The organism is Burkholderia sp. HMSC10F09 (genome assembly GCF_001806955.1).
In the GTDB taxonomy this organism is placed as follows: domain Bacteria; phylum Pseudomonadota; class Gammaproteobacteria; order Burkholderiales; family Burkholderiaceae; genus Burkholderia; species Burkholderia multivorans.
This window is the reverse complement of sequence record NZ_KV786907.1, coordinates 11,004-11,577: the sequence shown is the minus strand read 5'-3', so window position 1 is coordinate 11,577 and position 574 is coordinate 11,004. Positions and strand designations below refer to the sequence as shown.

Annotated in this window: 1 protein-coding gene; it reads left to right on the top strand. The window is 61.8% G+C overall.

The genetic code is table 11. The annotated features are described in order from the left end of the window. On the top strand, positions 1-574 hold a 574-nt coding region (locus HMPREF3115_RS32860; protein ID WP_305367019.1), incomplete at both ends, for a ShlB/FhaC/HecB family hemolysin secretion/activation protein.

Sequence of the window (574 nt, the reverse complement as noted above, 5' to 3'; positions counted from 1 at the left end):
GTGCGTCGGCAAGCAAGGTATCGATGTGCTGGTCAAGGGTCTATCGCAAGCCATCCTGGCGCGCGGCTACGTGACGACACGTGTGCTGCTGCCCGAACAGGACCTGTCGACCGGTGCCCTCAAGTTTTCACTGATTCCCGGCGTGATCCGCCATGTGCGCTTCGCCGACGAAAAGCTCCGCGGCACCTGGAAAACCGCCTTTCCGACTGGCGACGGCGAACTGCTGAATCTGCGCGACCTCGAACAGGGCCTCGAGCAGATGAAACGCGTGTCGAGCCAGGATGTGTCGATGCAGATCGTGCCGGCCGATGTGCCCGGCGAAAGCGACATCGTGCTCGACGTAAAGCGCGGCAAGCCGTGGACCATCGTCGCGTCGATCGATAACTCCGGAACGCGTGCGACCGGGAAGCTGCAGGGCAATTTGTCGCTCGGGATCGATAACCCGCTGGGCCTGAACGATGTCTTCAATATTGGCGTCAGCCAGGATCTCGAATTTGGCGACAAGCGCCTGGGCTCGCACGGCTGGAACGGCTTCTACTCGATTCCGTGGGGCTACTGGACCGCGACGCTGTCC